Source organism: Pseudomonas sp. Sample_11 (assembly GCF_004307505.1).
Taxonomy (GTDB): Bacteria; Pseudomonadota; Gammaproteobacteria; order Pseudomonadales; family Pseudomonadaceae; genus Aquipseudomonas; species Aquipseudomonas atacamensis.
The window spans coordinates 18,282-38,220 of the sequence record NZ_RCOD01000028.1; the positions used below are offsets into that span (position 1 = coordinate 18,282).

The 19,939-nt window shown below is 57.4% G+C and carries 14 protein-coding genes; 6 read left to right on the top strand and 8 right to left on the bottom strand.

The window, feature by feature from the left end; all coding sequences use genetic code 11:
* The first annotated feature begins 61 nt into the window (after positions 1–61).
* Positions 62–1,135, top strand: coding sequence for a tRNA epoxyqueuosine(34) reductase QueG (queG, locus tag D8U60_RS06805; protein WP_130899789.1), 1,074 nt, complete (start codon positions 62–64; stop codon positions 1,133–1,135).
* Between the two features lie 25 nt (positions 1,136–1,160).
* Here queG and D8U60_RS06810 read toward each other — a convergent pair whose 3' ends face one another.
* The 6 genes from D8U60_RS06810 to orn form a co-directional block, all read right to left on the bottom strand.
* Positions 1,161–5,933, bottom strand: a complete 4,773-nt coding sequence (locus tag D8U60_RS06810; protein WP_130899790.1) for an RHS repeat-associated core domain-containing protein — start codon at positions 5,931–5,933, stop codon at positions 1,161–1,163.
* Positions 5,934–6,013: 80 nt separating this feature from the next.
* Entirely contained in the window at positions 6,014–7,000 is a 987-nt protein-coding gene (locus tag D8U60_RS06815; protein WP_130899791.1) for a hypothetical protein, read from the bottom strand.
* Positions 7,001–7,342: 342 nt separating this feature from the next.
* Complete coding sequence (locus D8U60_RS06820; RefSeq protein WP_130899792.1) at positions 7,343–9,865, bottom strand: leucine-rich repeat domain-containing protein; 2,523 nt, start codon at positions 9,863–9,865, stop codon at positions 7,343–7,345.
* Positions 9,866–10,042: 177 nt separating this feature from the next.
* Positions 10,043–11,077: a hypothetical protein gene (locus D8U60_RS06825; RefSeq protein WP_122699798.1), complete on the bottom strand. Its 1,035-nt coding sequence runs from the start codon at positions 11,075–11,077 to the stop codon at positions 10,043–10,045.
* 175 nt (positions 11,078–11,252) lie between these two features.
* Positions 11,253–11,867 (bottom strand): trimeric intracellular cation channel family protein, encoded by a 615-nt coding sequence (locus D8U60_RS06830; protein ID WP_174823854.1) that lies wholly within the window; start codon positions 11,865–11,867, stop codon positions 11,253–11,255.
* Between the two features lie 102 nt (positions 11,868–11,969).
* Entirely contained in the window at positions 11,970–12,512 is a 543-nt protein-coding gene (orn, locus tag D8U60_RS06835; protein ID WP_016771957.1) for an oligoribonuclease, read from the bottom strand.
* A 107-nt stretch (positions 12,513–12,619) separates the two neighbouring features.
* On the opposite strand from orn, the gene rsgA reads away from it, so the two are divergent.
* The 3 genes from rsgA to D8U60_RS06850 all read left to right on the top strand — a co-directional run bounded on the left by rsgA (position 12,620) and on the right by D8U60_RS06850 (position 15,412).
* Positions 12,620–13,642: a small ribosomal subunit biogenesis GTPase RsgA gene (gene rsgA / locus D8U60_RS06840; RefSeq protein WP_130899793.1), complete on the top strand. Its 1,023-nt coding sequence runs from the start codon at positions 12,620–12,622 to the stop codon at positions 13,640–13,642.
* Positions 13,643–13,967: 325 nt separating this feature from the next.
* Positions 13,968–14,927, top strand: coding sequence for a caspase family protein (locus D8U60_RS06845; protein WP_122699799.1), 960 nt, complete (start codon positions 13,968–13,970; stop codon positions 14,925–14,927).
* Positions 14,927–15,412 carry a toll/interleukin-1 receptor domain-containing protein gene (locus D8U60_RS06850; protein WP_016771960.1) on the top strand — a complete coding sequence of 162 codons (486 nt, stop codon included), beginning with the start codon at positions 14,927–14,929 and terminating at the stop codon, positions 15,410–15,412. Before D8U60_RS06845 ends, D8U60_RS06850 begins: the two co-directional genes overlap by 1 nt.
* 59 nt (positions 15,413–15,471) lie before the next feature.
* Here the strand turns inward: D8U60_RS06850 and motB are convergent, their stop codons facing one another.
* Together motB and motA are read right to left on the bottom strand one after the other, a co-directional pair.
* Entirely contained in the window at positions 15,472–16,512 is a 1,041-nt protein-coding gene (gene motB, locus D8U60_RS06855; RefSeq protein WP_016771961.1) for a flagellar motor protein MotB, read from the bottom strand.
* Positions 16,513–16,515: 3 nt separating this feature from the next.
* Positions 16,516–17,367, bottom strand: a complete 852-nt coding sequence (motA, locus tag D8U60_RS06860) for a flagellar motor stator protein MotA (protein ID WP_016771962.1) — start codon at positions 17,365–17,367, stop codon at positions 16,516–16,518.
* A gap of 166 nt (positions 17,368–17,533) precedes the next feature.
* Between motA and D8U60_RS06865 the strand changes: the two genes are divergently transcribed.
* Together D8U60_RS06865 and rhdA are read left to right on the top strand one after the other, a co-directional pair.
* Entirely contained in the window at positions 17,534–19,072 is a 1,539-nt protein-coding gene (locus tag D8U60_RS06865; protein ID WP_122748033.1) for an HDOD domain-containing protein, read from the top strand.
* Positions 19,073–19,114: 42 nt separating this feature from the next.
* On the top strand, positions 19,115–19,939 hold the full coding sequence (gene rhdA, locus D8U60_RS06870) for a thiosulfate sulfurtransferase (protein WP_122610348.1): 825 nt from the start codon (positions 19,115–19,117) through the stop codon (positions 19,937–19,939).

Below are 19,939 nucleotides of genomic sequence, written 5' to 3' on the forward strand. Positions count from 1 at the left end.
GTCTTCGGGCTCCGATGTCTGGCAGAATTATACGCACCTCAGCTCCGGTTTCTCTCGCCTCATGTCCGCCATCACCACAGACCTGCCCGCCCTCGCCCAATCGATCAAGGATTGGGGCCGCGAGCTGGGCTTCCAGCAAGTCGGCATCAGCGGTCTGGACCTGGCCGAGCACGAGCAGCATCTGCAACGCTGGCTCGACGCCGGCTATCACGGCGAAATGGACTACATGGGCGCCCATGGCAGCAAACGCTCGCACCCCGACGAGCTGGTGCCGGGCACGTTGCGCGTGGTTTCCCTGCGCATGGACTACTTGCCGGGCGATACCGAAATGGCCAAACGCCTGGCTGAACCGGAAAAGGCTTACGTGTCGCGTTATGCCTTGGGCCGCGATTACCACAAATTGATCCGTAAACGCGTTCAACAATTGGCCGACAGGATCCAGGCAGAGATCGGCCCGTTCGGTTTCCGTGCCTTTGTCGACAGCGCACCGGTGCTGGAAAAAGCCATCGCCGAACAGGCCGGGCTGGGCTGGATCGGCAAAAACACCCTTGTACTGAATCGCAAGGCCGGCAGCTATTTCTTCCTCAGTGAGTTGTTCGTCGACCTGCCGTTGCCGGTGGATGAACCGCACAGAAGCGAACATTGCGGCCGTTGCACTGCGTGTCTGGATATCTGCCCGACCAACGCCTTCGTCGGCCCCTATGTGCTGGACGCGCGGCGCTGCATTTCCTATCTGACCATCGAGCTGAAAACCGCGATTCCCAAAGAGTTGCGGCCGTTGATTGGCAATCGCGTGTTTGGCTGCGACGATTGCCAGATCGTCTGCCCGTGGAACCGTTTCGCCCGGCCGACCGGGGAAAACGATTTCAAGCCACGGCACAATCTGGATAACGCACAGTTGGCCGAGTTGTTTTTGTGGGATGAAGAGAAGTTTCTAAGCAGCACCGAAGGTTCGCCATTGCGGCGCGCCGGGTATGAGCGCTGGTTGCGCAATCTGGCGGTGGGGCTGGGAAATGCGCCTTCAACGATTCCGGTGCTGGAAGCGTTGAAGGCGCGACGGGATTATCCGTCCGAGTTGGTCAAAGAACATGTGGAGTGGGCGCTCGAACAACACTCCAGACCTTCACACCCATAACGTGCAGGCAAAGTTCTCAGCCTGCTCATCTACGCGCTGTAACCATATTTTTGGCCGATCTCATTATTGCGTTGGTGTCCCCCTCGTCCCAATGGCCGCCCGCCTGCAGGACTTTGCAAACTCTCGTATTACTGTCTTCCAGAAGATAAATACGTTCCCCACGCCCTTTCGACCTCGCAAAAAAGACATGCGTTACTTTTCTTCCATTGCCGGCTGCGCCGAACTCCTCGTAATACATCTCGGTCAAGCCCGCAGCTTGTCTGGGTGACTTATTGCTTTCCACATGCCTGTAGAACTCTTCAGCCATCTTATCCCTGGCCTCAGTCGAGATTGAGTTTTCCCTGGCTCTCTGCAATTGCCAAGGCTCTTGCGCCGTTTCCTCCACAGCTGCATTGGCTTTTTTGGTCGCATCCCTGGCGCCTTTTCCGCCCTTTTTCATATGTCGTGCCGCTTTGGCGGAGTCCTTGGCACCAGGACTGAGACCTTTGCCAAAGGCTGAAGCCATCTTCCTGCCCGCATTCACGGCAGCTTTTGCACCCGCCGCCAAACCTGCACCGAGCGAAGCGAGCCCGAGACCAAAACTGATCCAGCCCAATATCTCGCCCGCCTGAGAACCCGGTGCGAGTTCATTGACCACCTCGCTGGCAATACCCGCCAGGCCCGAAGCAACCGCCAGCCCCAATGCAGTCACTGCCCATGGCGTCGCCGCGCCCATCGTCACTACGCTGGCAACAATCCCGAGAATACTCAGGCCGATGCCCAGGATCGATTGCCAGGAGACATGCCCGGTAGGGTCAACCCGGTTGACCGGGTCGCCCAGGCAATAACTGTAGGCATTCAATCCGCCCGCACCGAACGGACTCATGCTATCGGGGGCAAGAAAACGCATCAGTGTAGGACTATAGGCCCGGTAACCGTTGCCCAGCAGATACAGCCCGGTAACCGGATCCAGCTGTTCGCCGTTGAACCCCGCCAAGCTGAACAATCCGCCGTCGGCAGGACGATGCCCATAAGGGCTGTAGGCGCAATCGGTGAGCTGCTCCTTACCCAGTGTTGCCAGCACGCTTTGCTGTTGATCGGTGCCAAACAGCTGCGCGCTGGCGTTCAGACCGAGTTGCCGCTGGCCCACAAGCGCGCCACCGTGACGCACGACACTGAATGAATTTTCACCACTGACCTCATTGGCAACCCGGCCTGCGTGGTAGTAACGCTGCACAGTCGCCTTTTCGGGTTGCGACAGTTCAACCAGATCGTCGAAACCGTCGTAATGGTAACCACGGATCACTGATCCCCCTGTGTCGGACAACTGCTCAAGACGTCCGAACGCGTCATAGGCCAGCGTTCGCGCCTGATCGTCCTTGACCATCCTGCCGTTGGCGTCGTATTCCAGCGTCACTGCCGGTGGATAGTCGACATGGGAATGTTTGACTGCGCTGAGCTGTACCGGATCGGGATTGTCATAACTGAAGGTGGTCAGATTCACGCCCAGCGGGAACTTCGTCTGCACGGTAAGAATGTTGTCCAGCGCATCAAAGGTGAACGTCTGCTGGATAATTTCCTTGCCATACGGGTCACGGGGCTTTTGGGTGCCAGCACAGTCGTACTGGATCAAGCGCCCGCGCACATCGTAGGTGAACTGTTCATCACGTAAGAGTTGAGTGCCACGTCTGGACACTTTCTGCGCCAGTTTGCCAGCCAGCGAGTAAGTCGATTCGAGGGTCTGGTCAGGCTGACCCTGAATCTCGAACGTACGCCGGGTTTCACGACCGATATCGTCATAGGCGAACCGGGTGATCATCTGACGCTTGATCGAGGTGTCTTCGGTTTTCGTCCACTCCAGCATCCCCGTCTGGGCGTTGTAGTGGAACTCGGTTGTCAGCAAGCCTTGCGAGGCGGATAGAAGGCGGCCGAACTCATCGTATTCAGATCTGTTGTCGGTACCGAGCACATCAACGTGGCTGATCGGTCGCCCCTGCAGGGACCAGGTACTGGACGTTGCTTTCGTGACAGCGCCGAAGGTCGTCGTTTCGGATTTCAGGCGCCCGGAAGGGTGATAGGCAAAGCTGCGGCTCCTGCCGCTTTCGGTACAGGTCAAGGGTTTGCCACTGACGGGGTCATAGGTCATGGTTGTGACCAGGTCCTCTGCCTTGCGCTCAGTCAGCAAACCGCCCAGTTCCCGCAAATAAGTGAATTCGGTTTTTTTGCCATCAGCACTCTTGTACCACTGCGGCTGAGTGAAGCCCGCTTCATAACCCGCCTCGGACTTTCGCCCGCCCACAGTACTCTGGATCAACCGCCCCAGACCGTCATACGTTTGCTGGCCCAGCACTTTGTCACCGACCTTGATGTCGATCGCCAGCCCTTCATCACTATGCTCGGCGTACTCGGTCACGACCTCGCTGCCGTCGGGCAGGACATTGCGGGTCATTCGGTCAAAAACGTCGTACTCATATCGGCTGGTGTTGCCGACAGGGTCTGTCTGGCTGGCTGTGCGCCCATAACCGTCATAGGTGTAAACGGTTTTGCCCAGACTCTTGTTCTTCACATTGAAGCTTTCGACACTCAGCGGTTTACCGAAATCATTGACGAGGGTGATCGTCTTGCCCATGCCCTGGAGCCAATTGGTTTGCTGGCGAAGCACCGGATCCGCTTCGCTGTGTTCGATACGCCCATCATCGTGCAGCGTCTTGCTGACCTGGCCCCAGGAATCGAATTCATAGCAAGTGCTGACCGGACAAGGCTTGCCATCACGCCAATCAGTCAGCGTCACTTTCACCTTGTGACCGACCGAATCATGCAAGGCAGCATAAAGCGTGCGTGTCTGAATGAGACCGTCCTTGTCGGGATGGTCGCAGTCCTTTTCCTCAACGGTGATCACCCGTTCCAGTCCGTCATAGGCGACTTTTTGCTCGCCGCCAGCAGGATCCGTGGTCACTATTGTCGCCGGCTGATGTTTGCTGGCGGCCAGATAGGCCCACCGGGTAGCGGCCGCAAAGGGGGTGCCGGCAGCAACTGTTTTGCCCACTGCCCGGCCGATTGCATCGTATTCATATTCGATGTGCTCGCCATCGACACCGACTTCAGAGACCTGTAATCCGGTCAGCGTCGAAAGCACCTTCTCACTGGTCTGCAGCGCGCCGTCGAACCCGCGCGTGCTGGACCTGACTCGCAGCCTGTCACCCTCAAGCTCATAGGAAAATTCGATAGCGGTTTTTTTATCATTCAGGGTGACACTTTGCTCTTTTGTGGCTCCATGCTTGAGTGGATCCTCGGGCGTATTCAGATAGCTGCGTGCGGTTTTCGAACGCAACACCTCTACACCCTCCACCACTTCGAAAAAACGCTCCTCGACCGGTAACACAGAGGCCAGTTCGGCACCCTCAAGCGCCGGTTGCAAAGCGTAGTCGTAGTACGTGACTGTCGAAGCACCATCCGATGCGGCAGCAGTCACCGTCCTCTTTTTCGGGAACCTGGAAAAGCCCAGCGGATCCTCCGGGCAGTTATCCCCGCCAATGGCCGGATAGTATTCCGTCGTAGTCGTCACCCCCGTGGGCTCAACCTGCTTGAGCAAGTTACCTTCGCCATCGAACTCGGTGATCGTGGTTTCCACACGCTGCTGTTGGGTGCGCCGATCGAGGTACGTCACCGTATGGACTTTAGGCATGCGGAACTGGGCCACCTGCTCACTGAACGGCTTGGTAACGGAACAGTGATACTCCGTGGCAGTGGCGATCTGCGCGTCGCCACAGCTCGTAACCTCAGCCACCAACAGATGGAATTTGTTGTAGGTGCGTTTAATGCGGGTATGTACTTTGCCGCTGACCAGCAAGTGCTCATCCGAGGTGTAAACGTAGTTGCTGGGCGCCAGATAGAGCGGATCCAGGTCACTATCCTTGGCTGGAAGGAGGCCCTGCCCAAGGAAGTTATGGTCGGAGTACGTGTATGTCTTGCACACTCTGGGCTGGCCGCGCCCTGGGTAGACATCGTGAGCGATAACAAACGGCAGTGTCTGTTCCACACCGCTGATGAAGCGGTGGCCGTGCCGCTTGTAGCGAACGATTTCGACCCCGCGCAGCGGGTTGACGATGCGATGAACATAGCTGGCCCCAGCGATGACTTCATACTCGAGCTCCCAACCTTTACCCACCGGAAGCTCGATGGCCGTTACCCGACTGTTTTTCAAGATCAGCCTGAAGTTGGAGCTCAAAGTAGTGTCGGGATATCGCGACAACGTCACCTGACCTGCCGTACGAGAAATTTTCAACAGGCAGCGCGTGGCATCACGGACTTCGGCCAAACGGGGAGACTGGTTGAACAACTCATGTTTCAGCGTAATGCTCACGCCGTTCGCCGCGATTATTTTTTCCGCGACGGCGACCTGAGTGCCCGCCAGGACTTTGAGCAGTTCCCGCCGACCATCCTTGTATCGGACTTCATAGCGCCCTGCTCCAGTGACTGACACCTTTGCTTTTTGCAGTTTCATTTCCTTGAACTTCAGGCCGCTAGACGTCTCGACAGCCTTGTAGCGTTCACCGTTGGCCAAGGTCATGACTTTGCTGCGCAAGTCATAATTGGTCAGGGTCAAAGACCAGCCAACGCCGAAACCACTATCGGCCTGATTGAGCGGATTGAAACTCACTGAAAGTGCAAGCTCCGGACCATTGAGATCTGCCGAGTGCAACTTGCCAAGCGAAAATGCACACGTATACATGCCCGTACGGGGATCAACGCCTCCCGAAACAAACTCACCGAAGTTGAAAGCGTTCGAATGAACAGAGGGAGAGAAATTACTTTCCATTATTAAATCGTCCTTTTATTTCCAGACTCAGATTTTGGCAGTCAACACTGGCCAGCGAAGTACGCTGACCAGACAAGAAGTCAGACAAGTCGCTTCATTGACCGCTTGGATTGATCCAGAATAAAAGTGAGCTGCTTTTTATCACCATCGATACTAAGCCGGTGTTCCGAACCGAATTCATCGATCACGGCAAATTCGAAGGCGCTATCACTTTCCCGCGCCGCTTGCGGGTCAGCGGAAACATACTGAACGAGCGTCAACTGTCCAGGCACTTTGTTGATAGGTACGGTGACGTAACCATGGGGACTGCGAAATGTTGCCTGCGGGCCATATATCGGCGCCATATACCCATAAAAGGTTTTGCGACTACCTTGCTCACCGGGAATATTCCCGGACACATAAACCTGCACCGCATCTTCGGAATCATAAGGATCAAGTTTTACTTCACTGCTGTACCAGTCAAGGAGGTGAACCTGCCTGCCATCCGCCCGCAGACCAATATGATAATGCTGAACCCACTCATACAGGCCCCGATTCTGTTTCTTGTCATACTTGCTCAATGAAAAGCTGCTCGACGAGTACTCTTTCGGCGGAATCGCCTCCAGCGTGACACTGCTGTCGAAACCAACCCCATTACTTCGCAATACCGCGCCGTTCAAGGAAATCTCGGCAGCCACTTCCATGATTCCAGGTCGGGAAGCCGAAACCCAGAATTGTAAAATCTGTACCGGATCTGCGGCGTTGCTGATCCGGTTGTCAATGACCCGCGGGACTTCTGTCAGCCGCGTTGCCCCACCCGACATTTCGTGAGCGTAACGATTTTCCTGAATCGCTACACTCCAGTCTCCCTCCAGTGGGCGAGCACCGTTATAGGCAATCAGCCGCAGTGATTGCAATGCGGGATGTCCGTGCAGCGATACGCCGTCGCCATTGTTATCGATCCCGTGTAGCAGCACCAACACACGCACCTGCATGCGACCGTTGGCATAAAGCACTTTGTGCTGACCATGATTCGTGGTGTCGAGTTTTACCTCGATACGAGATATACCAACTTGCTCATCAAACATTTCACAATACCTTGCCGATTAATAGACCTCGCCCCTTAAGGACACAGCAAAGTATTGAGGTCCGGTTTGAATTAAAACAGCCGAAACATTCAACCAATTGTAAGCCAGCAACAACCTAACACTTCTATCAGCAACTCACACAAACCCTCATACATTCAAAAAGAACCCACTCTCTCATGATGTGAGGCTTATAACATCGCTCCCGCCCCATGATTTCAGCACCCTGCAACTCCTTCCCCTCCTGACCTCAAAACCCCACATAATCAGGAGGGGTGCCACCGAGCGGTTTATTCTTGTCAGTACGTGTTAGACCGATAAAGCAGCTGTTACTTTCGCCAACACTCAATCACTGTCTGACTGTGTCGAGAATCCGCTCTCAGAGGACTCACTATCGGAATCAAACTGAGGAACTTCCTCCTCCATCTGAATTTCCATCTTGCGGTCCATACTGGAATTTTCAAGAAACTGATTAATTCGATGCCTCGATGCGTCACTTAACGGGTTATTTAACAGCCCGACAAACAGATTCTGTGTATCCGGAATCTCGAACAACTCATATCCCACGTCGGCAATATTATTATCATGCAATGCGATCACACCCAGTTTCCTGAGGGTATCTATACCTGAAGGAACGCTGGCAAGATTTGCGTTGCTCAGCATCAATCCGGTTAACCCTGTCATGTAGCCTACATGTGGAGTAACCGTCAGAGGGTTGTTTGCCAGATTCAACCGGGTAAGTGTTTCGATTCTGGACAACCCTTCAACTTCGACCTCCGACAGCCTTAGCGAGCACCCGTCCAGCGTAAGCTCGCTTAACTGGCGCATTTGAAATATTCCTGAGGGAAAAGCCTCCATTTCAATGCCAAAGACTCCCAAAGATTGAATATTGGGAAAGCTGTCAAGAAACGCACCTATCCGTGCGCCCGGTTCATTTGCGGTCAGGATCAACTCTGTGACGTACTCGAATCTGCTGGACAATCTCGGTAACTCACCAGAAAAATCGACATAGTAAGAAAAGTGATAATCGCCCTCCCCCCACCTCGAAACCGACTTGCGCTGCCAGATATCCTGCAGCTTTGCGCTGAACCGCTCGCGAGCCAGCCGTTGCTCTGCGGTTTGCGGTGCGCCCTGCGATGAATCCGTTCGGGTCGACAATCCTTGCGCACTCCAGATCGTCAACTCACTACGCAGTGTTGCCAACTCTGTCTCCAGGCGAGTCAAGACCCTGGCTGCGTCCGACTTCAGACGCTCGGAAATGAACATGGCCAGTTCTTGTTCGGCAAGCTGCGGATAAAGATCACGGACACGCTCTTCAACGGACTTTGTCGACGTCGGGTTGACATCGCCGCCCCCTCGCAGCCCCGCTTGCACGTGCTGGGCGCTGGCCGGAACAGCCGTTACCTGCACCGGTGCCAGTCCCAGCAATTCGCTCACGCGTTGGCGCGACGGCAATGGCTGTGCACGTACCAGCTGCCGCAGAGCCGCACCACCGCCCTGCGCTACACCGAGCAATTGGCGCTGCCCGGGCAGTAAAAGGAGCCAGACGGCGGCATACAGATCCGTCCGACCTTGGGGTGACGGGACGCCGCTGAGTTGGATAACGTAGCCTTCATGCTGACGAATAAACGTGTGACGCACTGGCGACCGAGCATCGCCAATAGCACTCAATAACTCACCCTCTGACGCTTGCCGACGAATCTCGATACGAATCTGTCGGGGCCACAATTCAAGCTGGCCGATCATCTGCAATGCCAGCAGATCACTGTCCAGACTGGCGACCGAATCCAGATAGATTCCTGCGCACGCCCTGGCGAGACGCACCTCGCGTAGCGCCCCCAGCGTCTTTTCTGCCATGTGCCTCGGCATTCCCGGCTGCAGGCGCAAATGCATATGGTCGGCGGCACTGGCCTCTCGCCACAACGCCTGAGCGATTGTCTTGGGCAGATCGGGAAAGATCCGTCGCATCTGCAATGTGTTGGCATCGCAATCAAGTTCGAACGCCCGCTCACTCTGCTCAAACAGCAAGGCGCTGGATTGTTCGATAACGCGCTCGCTCAGATCATCTGCCCGTGGCGGCAACAAAGCCTGCAGTTGTGAATCAGCCTGCGCACGCACGGTGGGATCGGAATGTTGCACCTGGGTGATGAACAGCTGGATCTTTTGATCGAGGGCAAAACGTCTCGCTGTGTCCTGCAGCAATGCCAGCGAGGTGGGATGAATCTCGGACCTGTGCACTATCGTTGTGTTTACGCCGCTCACTGCGAGCATGCGTTTGATCATCAATGGAGAAAAATCTTCTATTGAATATTCCGCGCCGGTAAGCAGCTCTGCCGCACGTTTGTGTTCGGAATAGACAGTTGCAAGCGGGTTGGTCGACTCAGGGTCGTCCGCCGGGTGCCACAACCGGCCCTCGCTGTCAGGCCTCAACAGCGGACCGGAAGGATGCAGTTCTCTGGCATGCGTGGCGCGAAGCAGACCGCTCTCAGCGTCTCGGACCACTTGCACGATGTGGTTATCAGCCACGGCAACATACTGGCGATGCTTCAAGGTTTTGATACCCAGTGCAACGGACTCATCGAGACCCTCTTGTGAGGGTATCCAATAGCTTTCCAGGGAATCGTTCACGGAAAACCTTGGGAACTCGTCGAATGTGGAATACGTCGTGGACGTGCTCACATTGACGCCAGGCGTCATCGCCAGCGGATCTGATGAAGATGGCGAATGCAGCGGTTCCTGATGATGTGCAACAGTCAAATGCGCCACTGTCGAAGACGAGGACAACGGTCGGTGGGAGACATCGATGCTGGAATCGGAGGGTTTGGTTGGGACAGATACAGGTTTGATCTTCGGCGGTTTGCCAGTCATGATCGCTCATCCTTGAGAGGGGGTGCGCTGGCCACACAGAGTGCAGGGCCAACGCGAGTCATCAGAAAAGCACTTTCGTGCATATGCCTGATCATCGACATGGCAGCTTATCTGCAGTCGAAATGCCAAACGCATATACATCTACTACATTCACCGACATTGCATCAGTGAACGAACTCAGCCTCGTTGGAGATATAAATTACGCTCGTGAAAATTCACGCGGATTGCCAGTTTATGCTCAGTACCATATTCATCGATCGCGATGAAGGGGAGGACGCCGCCATATTTTTGTGGCCCGGTGTTTTTCGAGTATTCAGATAGAGCCTGAACGATGGTCAACTCCCCGTCGCTTTGAGTATTTACGTGATAATGCTTCGAGTTCCATGTTTGCGCATCACTGGTAAAAGTGTATGCAAACGGATCACCCCTGTCAGGCAAAGAGACGACGACACTGGATGTTTCGGGACGCACGAAAATGCATTCCATGTAATTTGTTTTTATTTCGTTAAGCCGGTTACCACCCGCAAAATCGTAATCCTTGCCCTCTTCTGCCCCCTCTGCAATCCAATCGACCAGCCGGATCTGCTTCCCACCCGGGTACAGTCCCAAATGGTACTTCCAGATACGGTTACCGGGCGACTCATTACCAATCCTGGTCTGGTACAACCGAAATACTCCGTCTACACCATATGTCGAAGGCGTTTCCGCTTCTACAGTCACGCTGCTGTAATGAACACTGGCAGGCGTGGTTCCGTTACTGAGGATCGTCTCGCCATTCACGGACAGGCGCGCACCGATCTCAGTCGTTCCGGCGCTCGATGAGGAAACCCAGAACGTACGAACCTGTGGGTGAACGCTGTCATTCTCAAGATCATCGTCGTGCCTGTCTTCGGCGTCAGGTGCAGGACGTGCCTCACGCGTAAACCGCCCTTGGACTGCGCTCGCGACCCAACCATCGCGCAAGGTCTTGCCGGTCGCGTAATGAACAAGCTGGATGCTTTCCATTACATCTGCGGGTACATGCATTGCGTTGCCGTCGGCGTCCACTCCGGCAACGAGTACTTGAACTTTGACCTGCATTCGGCCATTAGCGACAAGTGCCCTGCTTTGAGTATTATTACCGGCATCAAACTTGACTTTTAAACTGGACAGCCCCGCCAGAGTGGGCGGATTGTCATTTTGATTATCTTGAAGATCCATGCTTTCACTCACAATGCAGCTCCTTTGTAAGAATATAATTTGATACTGACATCGAAAATATGTCAGCGAAAAAACTACATACCCATCAAGCAAAGATCAAAGTGAAAAGTGTAAGAAATTTGCGCGCGCCAGTCACAAACAACATATTTGCCATTAATCAACTTCAATGACAAGAACGCACGATCTATCAGTGTTCATCGTTATAAACGAACTTCGGCATTTCCCAATGAAAACGAATGGCCAGCAGACGCAACAGGAATCCGCCAAACAAAGTGATCAGAATGGCTTGTTCACCCGGCACATTGAGATAAAGACACAACATGTAGCACCACGCCGCAGCAAAAGAGACGCTGGCGTAAAGTTCGCGGCGAAAGATCAAGGGAATATCGTTGCAGAAGATATCGCGAAGAATACCGCCAAAGACGCCGGTGATGACTCCGCTGACGGAAGCCACCAACATGCCGTGCCCCATTTCCAGCGCGGTCATGCAGCCGATCAAGGTGAACGCCACCAGCCCCACCGCGTCGAGCACCAGAAACAGCGAGCGCAGGTGGCGCATCCAGCGCGCAGCGAATACGGTGAACATCGCCGCCACCGAGGTCAGCACCAGATATTCCGGATGTTTGACCCAGGTCAGCGGGTAGTGCCCGAGCAACACGTCGCGCACCGAACCGCCACCGAGCGCGGTGATGCAGGCGATCAGCACCACGCCGAACCAGTCCATGCCTCGTCGTCCGGCGGACAGCGCGCCAGTCATGGCTTCGGCGGTAATGGCGATCAGATAGAGCATCAGCAACATGATGGCAGTCCAGGCAGGAAGGCGCGCAGTCTAGCCATTTCAGCGCCGCACCAGAAGAGGGCGCGCCTTTCGCGAGCAGGCTCGCGAAGGCGGAAAGCCGCTCCCTCAGAACTTGATGAAGTGCTTGCGGTAATGCTGCAACTCGGCGATCGATTCGCGGATGTCATCCAAAGCCAGGTGGGTGCTGCCCTTCTTGAAGCTGTCGCGCACATCCGGCGCCCAGCGCGCGGCCAGTTCCTTGAGCGTGGAGACGTCGAGGTTGCGATAGTGGAAGTAGCTTTCCAGCGCCTTCATGTGGGTATAAAGGAAGCGACGGTCCTGGCAGATGCTGTTGCCGCAGATCGGCGATTTGCCCTTCGGCACCCACTTTTCCAGGAAGGCAATGGTCTCAGCTTCTGCCTCAGCCATGCTGATGCGGCTGTCGCGTACACGCTGGGTCAGGCCGGAATTGCCGTGGGTGCGGGTGTTCCATTCGTCCATGCGCGCGAGCACTTCGTCGCTGTGATGGATGGCGATCACCGGGCCTTCGGCCAATGTATTCAGCTCACTGTCGGTGACGATGGTGGCCATTTCGATGATGACATCGTTGTCCGGGTCCAGACCGGTCATTTCCAGGTCGATCCAGATCAGGTTCTGCGGGTTTTGCATATTCGGGCTCCTAGGCAATGCTGCGCAGTTTAGCCTAGGCCGGTGGCCGGGCGTGCTAAACTCGCGGCCGTTTTACCTAATCGCTGCATTCTTCAGACGGAACACCCATGGCCAAACGCCAACTCAATCGTCGTCAAAACTGGCGCATCGAAAAGATTCAGGGCGAGCGCGCCGCACGCGCCGCCAAACGCGAGTCCTCGGCGGTCGAGGCCCTCGAGGGCGGCGACCTTGGCCCTGAGCAGCACGGCCTGGTGATCGCCCACTTCGGCGTGCAGGTCGAAGTCGAAGCCGTTGACGGCGAACTCGCCGGCCAAGTGTTCCGCTGCCACTTGCGCGCCAACCTGCCAGCGCTGGTCACCGGCGACAAAGTGGTCTGGCGCGCCGGCAACCAGGGCATTGGCGTGATCGTCGCGCAACTGTCGCGCAGCACCGAACTGTGCCGCCCCGACAGCCGTGGCCAGCTCAAACCGGTTGCTGCCAACGTCGACATGATCGTCATCGTGTTCGCGCCGCTGCCCGAGCCCCACGCCAACCTGATCGACCGCTATCTGGTCGCCGCCGAACATGCCGGCATCCGCCCGCTTTTGCTGCTGAACAAATTCGACCTGATCGACGAGCAGAACGCCCCGGCGCTGAACGCGTTGCTGGCGGTGTATCGCACACTGGGTTATCCGGTGCTGGAAGTCTCGGCGCACCACGGCGATGGCATGGAGCAGCTGCAAAAGCAGCTCGACGGACGCATCAGCGTGTTCGTCGGCCAGTCCGGCGTCGGCAAGTCGTCGCTGGTCAACAGCCTGCTGCCTGAGGTCGAAACCCGCGTCGGACCGTTGTCCGAGCTATCCGGTCAAGGCACGCACACCACCACCACTGCGCGGCTGTTCCACTTCCCCGGTGGCGGTGAACTGATCGACTCCCCGGGCATCCGCGAATTCGGTCTGGGCCACGTCAGCCGCGCCGACGTCGAAGCCGGTTTCATCGAGTTCGATGACCTGCTTGGCACTTGCCGCTTCCGCGACTGCAAGCACGATCGCGAGCCGGGTTGTGCACTGCTCAAGGCCCTGGAAGATGGCCGCATCCAGCAGCAACGGATGAACAGCTATCGCTCGATCATCGCCAGCCTGCCTGCCTGAAAACGGCTATTAAACAGTCGCGCCGGCAACCCTGTGCCATGGGTTGCCGGCTGTCGGACTGCATCTGACTCACCTCTCTCCTCTTAAACGTCAGCTTCTTCTGTAGGCACTTGCGCGACTGCTTGCAGGACCTTTCTGTTTTGCCGCGCAGACCTTGTAGGCCTGAGCCAGCGGCCTACATTTCTTTCCTCCTTCGCTCACAGCGACCATCGAGGAAAGCCATGAAAAAACATCTTGTGTTCATCAGCCATTTGTCTCGCTGCGCCCGCCCGAGCAATACCCACAGAATCCCCGGCGCGATCCGCCTGCACAAGGCGGTGTGACCATGCGCAAGGGATTGTTCATCGGTATCAACGATTACACGCATATCGGCGGGCTGAGCGGCTGTTGCAACGACGCCATGGCCATGGCTTCGGTATTGAAAAGCAACGCCAATGGCGACCCCAACTTCAAGAATGTGCTACTGACGTCCGCCGAGGATTATCTGAGCCGGGAAAAACTCGAAGACCAGATCCGCGAGTTGTTTTCCGGTGACTGCAACGTCGCCCTGCTGTATTTCGCCGGTCATGGCGGTTTCGATGCCGACACTGACGAAGGCATGTTGATCCCGCAGGACTACCGCAACGCCAAGGACGGCATCCGCATCAGCGACATCCTCAACTGGGCGGACAAGGCCACGCGGATCAAAAACAAAGTGATCATCCTCGACTGCTGCGAAAGCGGTTCGGCCGGCGAAGTGCGCGCCCTGCGCAGCGAGAGCAGCATGGTCAGCGAAGGCATGACCATCCTCACCGCCTGCAAAAAAGCCGAGCCGGCGCTGGAGGGCGCGCAGCACGGCGTGTTCACCGGCCTGCTCCTGCAAGCGTTGCACGGCGGCGCGGCGAATATCCTCGGCAAAATCACCCCCGGCAGTCTGTATTCCTTCGTCGACAACGCTCTCGGCGCCTGGGAACAGCGTCCGGTGTTCAAGACCAATGTGTCGCAGTTCATTTCCCTGCGCGAAGTCTCGCCGCTGATTCCCAAGGAGATCCTGCGCAAATTACCGGACTGGTTCGCCGAAGCCGAATCGGTCTACCCGCTCGACCCCAGCTACGAACCCACCGAAAAGGCGTTCGTGCCTGAGCACGGCGAGATCTTCGCCCAGTTGCAGAAGTGCAACCGCCACAGCCTGATCGAACCGGTCGACGCCGAGCACATGTACTACGCCGCCATTCACTCGACCGGCTGCCGCCTGACGGCACTCGGCGCCTATTACCGCGAACTCGCCCTCAAAGGACATTTCTGATGCCAGTCTTTATCAGCTATCGCCACATGGATCGCGCCCATGCGATCGCCATCAACACCCGCCTGACCCAGGCGAAAATCAGGACTTACCTCGACGTACTGGATCCGGAATCGCAGACCACCGACGACATCACCGGGGTCATTACCCGCAACATCACCGAGTGCACGCATCTGCTGGCGGTGGTATCGGAGAAGACTGCGCAGTCCTGGTGGGTGCCGTTCGAAATTGGCGAGGCGACGATCAGTAACCGGCGGATCTGTACGTTCAAGACCGGGCCGGCGCAATTGCCGATCTATCTGGACAAGTGGCCGAAACTGAGCACGGCCAGTGATCTGGATTTCTTCATCGATGCGTATCGTGATGAGGTGTCGAACAAGCGCTCGATGGCGCTGGATTCGATCAGCGAATCGGTCAAGGGGGCTTACAAGCGCGATGCGGAGATGTTTCATGAACAGTTGAAGAATCGGATTCGTCGGGGATTCTGAGACTGTGCCGGCCTGTGATAGCCACAAAAAAGCCGACATCACTGTCGGCTTTTTTTCACTTACTGCTTCGGCGCAGGCGCTGCACTCCCCGGCTCGGCCGGTTTCGGCGCCGCATCGTCAAACAGATTCAACCGCTCGCGCAACTCGTGAGCCGGCACTGGCTGTTTGTCCGCCGGCAAGGCATTCGGATCAACCGGGGCTGCCGGAGCAGCACCGTTCTGACCTTGATCTGCCGGTTTCGCCGCCTCAGGCCCCTGCGCACCTTCGATGGCGGCCTGGGCTTTTTTGGTCAGCACGACAATGTCGATCCGGCGGTTGACCGGGTTGAACGGATTTTCCCGATCAAACAATGCCGACGAGGCATAACCGACCACCCGCGCCACCTGTGCATCCGGATAGCTGCCCGCGACCAGGGCACGGCGAGCCGCGTTGGCGCGGTTGGCCGAGAGCTCCCAGTTGCCGTAGTCGCCAGTGCCGATATACGGCTTGGCGTCGGTGTGGCCGCTGATGCTGATCTTGTTCGGCACCGCTTTGATGGTGTCGGCCATGGCCAGCAGGATGTCTTCGAAGTACGGCTTCAGGCGTGCGGATCCGGAGTCGAACATCGGCCGGTTCTCGGCGTCCATGATCTGGATGCGCAAACCGTTCGGCGTGATCTCGAAGAGGATCTGATCCTTGAACTTCTGCAGTTGCGGGTTCTCGTCGACCTTGTTCTGCAGTTCTTGCAGGAGCAGTTCGAGACGCTCCTTCTCGACCTGCTCGGCCATACCTTCAACCTGATCGGTGTCGACCGTGACCTTGTCCGGTTGCGGCTGCGACTTCACTTCCGGGTTGAGGGTGTTTTCCGGCGCCAGGGTCGGTGTACCGCCCAGGTCGATGATGTACGGCGTGCCGCTTTCGGAGAAGCCGACCGGGTCCTTGAAATAACCGGCGATGGCGATCTTCTGTTCCGGCGTAGCGGTGGACAGCAGCCACAGCACGAGGAAGAACGCCATCATCGCCGTGGCAAAGTCGGCGAAGGCGATTTTCCACGCCCCGCCGTGGTGCCCGGCGGCAATGCGCTTGACGCGCTTGACGATGATCGGCTGATTATTTTCCATGACTTAGCGACCGCGAACCGCTTGTTCCAGCTCGGCGAAGCTTGGACGGTGCGCCGGGTACAGAACCTTGCGCCCGAACTCGACCGCCAGCGACGGCGGCATGCCGGACGCCGAAGCCACCAGCGAGGCCTTGATGGCTTCGTAGACGTTGAGCTCTTCCTTGGCATCGTGGGCCAGGGAATGCGCCAGCGGACCGAAGAAACCGTACGCCGCGAGAATACCGAAGAAGGTACCGACCAGTGCCGCACCCACGTGCAGACCGATCGACGCCTGGTCGCCCTCGCCCAACGAAGCCATGGTCACCACGATACCGAGTACCGCCGCAACGATACCGAAACCGGGCATGCCGTCGGCGATGCCGTTGACTGCGTGGGATGGGTGCTCGAGGTCTTCCTTGAGGCTGTACAGTTCCATGTCGAACAGGCCTTCCAGTTCGTGCGGAGCCATGTTGCCGGAAGACATGATGCGCAGGTAATCGCAGACGAACGCAGTCATGCGTTCATCCTTGAGCACCGCCGGGTACTTGGCGAAGATCGGGCTCGCGGCGGCATCTTCGATGTCGCCTTCGATGGCCATCATGCCTTCGCGGCGGCTCTTGTTGAGGATCTCGTAGATCAGCCCGAGCACTTCCAGATAGAAGGTGTGGGTAAAACGCGAACCGAACATGCTCAGGGATTTCTTGAGCACGTGCATCGTCATGTAACCGGGGTTGGCCTGGAGGAACGCGCCAAGGGCCGCACCACCGATGATCAACACCTCGAAGGGCTGGATCAGGGCGGCAATCTTGCCGTGGGAGAGCACGTATCCGCCGAGCACGCTCGCGAATACGACGATGATGCCGATAATTTTAGCCATAGGTAGAAGGTACTTGTTTAAGTCGGGTTCAAGGTCATATTCGGAAGTTAAAAAATCTCTTCTTCTACTTATCGGCAAAACTGCGCCAGACTATAGCCAGTTCAGGCGAAAAGCCAATTTAGCCCATGCCGGGCGCGTCTACAGTCAGTGAAGATCTCGTCCAGACATGGCTAATGAAACGAACATTCCATCGGTAAAACCGAGCACCCTCCAAGCTTGGGTCAAGCTGCTCGACAGCGTCCGCCTGCCCGTACCACAAGAGGCTCACGACAAAGTCTGCCGGGCGATCCGCGACAATCGCAGCTCGCTGCGCGACATCGCCGAGTTGATGCAGGACAGCCCGGCGCTGGCCTTGAGCATCATCCGTGAGGCGAATCGTCACACCCACGGCACCATGGCCGCGCCAGCGGAAAATCTCGAGGTGGCAATCAATCGCCTGGGCCTTGCGCGCACCGAAGAATTGCTCGCGCGCCTGCCCGCCGAACCGCACCGGCAGATCCCCAAGGCTTTGCGCCAATTGCAGTTGATCAGCCAACACGCAACACAGCAGGCCAACGGCTTTTTTGCCAGTCGCCTGGCGCGGCTGTGGCAGGACATCCACTGGGGCAGTCTGCTGTTTTTGTCGCCGCTGTGGCCCTTGGCACTGACCTATCCGCAGTTGCTTGAGGAGTGGGAACTGCGGGTGATCCACAAGGGCGAGTCGGCACGTGTGGTCGAAAAGCAATTGTTCGGCGTGCGCCTGTTGAAGATTGCCGAGGCACTGGTCCAGGCCTGGCATCTGCCGATCTGGGTCGAGCAAGGCTACAAGTTGCTGCTCAGCGAACAACGCGAACTGGTCAAAGTGCTGCGCATCGCCCGCGACAGCGAGCACCCACTGCGCCAGCAAAATCGCCTCGACGAAGACCCGACGCTACGCCGCTGGCTCAATCAACCCGCCAATACCGTGCTGCTCGCCAATGGGCTGGCGCTGTCGGCGCAACAGGCCTGGGACAGTCCGCACAGCAAGCGCTGGCAGTACCTGACCAGCCTCTATCTGCAAATTTCCATGGACGAAGTGCAGCAACAGTTGCACCAGCAAGCGGCGAACAGCGCGCGTCAGCATGCGATGCCTGATTTATGGCACCCGGCGGTTTCGCTGATCTGGCCGTGGGGCACTCGTCGCTTGCCGGCCGGCATGCTCCCGGCCGCAGCGCCGAATGCGGATGATCTGGGCCAGTGGCGTCGGCAATGCGCCGAACTCCTCGCCGAGCCCAGCCGCTTCACCAATGCCATGAGCCTGACCGTCGCCGCCCGCGAGGCACTGGTGGCGAGCGGCATGCGTCGGGTGATGATTCTGATGGCCGACCGCACGCACTCGACCCTGCGCGTGCACCAGACCGCCGGTTTGCCGAAGGATGCGGCGGCGCTGAGTTTTGTCGTCAGCCAGAGCAAAGTCCTGCAACGCCTGCTCGCTCAGCAGGCGCAGGTGCGGATCACGCCGGAGAACAACGGGCAATTCTCTGCCTTATTGCCAGCGAGCCTGCGCACGCTGTTTCGCGGCGAGCACTTATTCTTGCGTTCGCTGGTGAATAACGGCCGGGTGATCATGATCGTCGTTGCCGATCAGGGTGGCGGGCCGTTCGCCGACATCACCGTACAAGCCTTCGGCAAAACCGCGCAGTGCATCGAAAAAGCCCTGCACAGCTTTAGCAGCCGCGGCCAATGAGCCTGCGCTACAATCCTCCCCTTTGTGCTCTGGAGACCTCACATGTCTGACTTCTCTGGCTTGCCGCTTGTCATCGAGCCGAGCGACCTGCTGCCGCGTCTGGAGTCCCCGGAACTGATTCTGGTGGACCTGACCAGCCCTGCCCGGTATGCCGAAGGTCACTTGCCCGGCGCACGTTTTGTCGACCCGAAACGCACCCAGCTCGGCCAGCCACCGGCGCCCGGGCTGATGCCGGCGAAGGCCGATCTGGAAGCGTTGTTTGGTGAGCTCGGTCATCGCAAAGACGCGGTATACGTCGTGTATGACGATGAGGGCGGTGGCTGGGCCGGGCGTTTCATCTGGCTGCTCGATGTCATTGGCCACGACAAGTACCACTATATAGACGGTGGTCTGCCGGCCTGGCTGGCGGACGGTATGCCGATGTCGATTCAGGTGCCGGCCGCCGTCGGTGGCCCGGTCTCGCTGACCCTGCACGACGAACCGACCGCCACCCGCGAATACCTGCAAAGCCGTCTCGGTGCTGCCGATCTGGCGATCTGGGATGCGCGCGGGCCGCTGGAATATTCCGGCGAGAAAGTCCTCGCCGCCAAGGGCGGACACATCCCTGGTGCGGTCAATTTCGAATGGACCGCCGGCATGGACCAGACTCGTCAGTTGCGTATCCGCAGCGACATGCAGCAGATCCTCGAAAACCTCGGGATCACCAAGGACAAGGAAATCATTACCCACTGCCAGACCCATCACCGGTCGGGCTTCACTTATCTGGTGGCCAAAGCCCTCGGTTATCCGCGGGTCAAGGGCTACGCCGGTTCCTGGGGCGAATGGGGCAACCACCCCGACACGCCAGTCGAGATTCAAGGTTTTTAA

Coding starts and splice junctions, on each gene's coding strand:
- queG (WP_130899789.1), top strand. CDS start 62: ATGTCCGCCATCACCACAGACCTGCCCGCCCTCGCCCAATCGATCAAG.
- rsgA (WP_130899793.1), top strand. CDS start 12,620: ATGGCCAAACGCCAACTCAATCGTCGTCAAAACTGGCGCATCGAAAAG.
- D8U60_RS06850 (WP_016771960.1), top strand. CDS start 14,927: ATGCCAGTCTTTATCAGCTATCGCCACATGGATCGCGCCCATGCGATC.
- D8U60_RS06820 (WP_130899792.1), bottom strand. CDS start 9,865: ATGACTGGCAAACCGCCGAAGATCAAACCTGTATCTGTCCCAACCAAA.
- orn (WP_016771957.1), bottom strand. CDS start 12,512: ATGCAAAACCCGCAGAACCTGATCTGGATCGACCTGGAAATGACCGGT.
- D8U60_RS06815 (WP_130899791.1), bottom strand. CDS start 7,000: ATGTTTGATGAGCAAGTTGGTATATCTCGTATCGAGGTAAAACTCGAC.
- D8U60_RS06865 (WP_122748033.1), top strand. CDS start 17,534: ATGGCTAATGAAACGAACATTCCATCGGTAAAACCGAGCACCCTCCAA.
- rhdA (WP_122610348.1), top strand. CDS start 19,115: ATGTCTGACTTCTCTGGCTTGCCGCTTGTCATCGAGCCGAGCGACCTG.
- motB (WP_016771961.1), bottom strand. CDS start 16,512: ATGGAAAATAATCAGCCGATCATCGTCAAGCGCGTCAAGCGCATTGCC.
- D8U60_RS06810 (WP_130899790.1), bottom strand. CDS start 5,933: ATGGAAAGTAATTTCTCTCCCTCTGTTCATTCGAACGCTTTCAACTTC.
- motA (WP_016771962.1), bottom strand. CDS start 17,367: ATGGCTAAAATTATCGGCATCATCGTCGTATTCGCGAGCGTGCTCGGC.
- D8U60_RS06845 (WP_122699799.1), top strand. CDS start 13,968: ATGCGCAAGGGATTGTTCATCGGTATCAACGATTACACGCATATCGGC.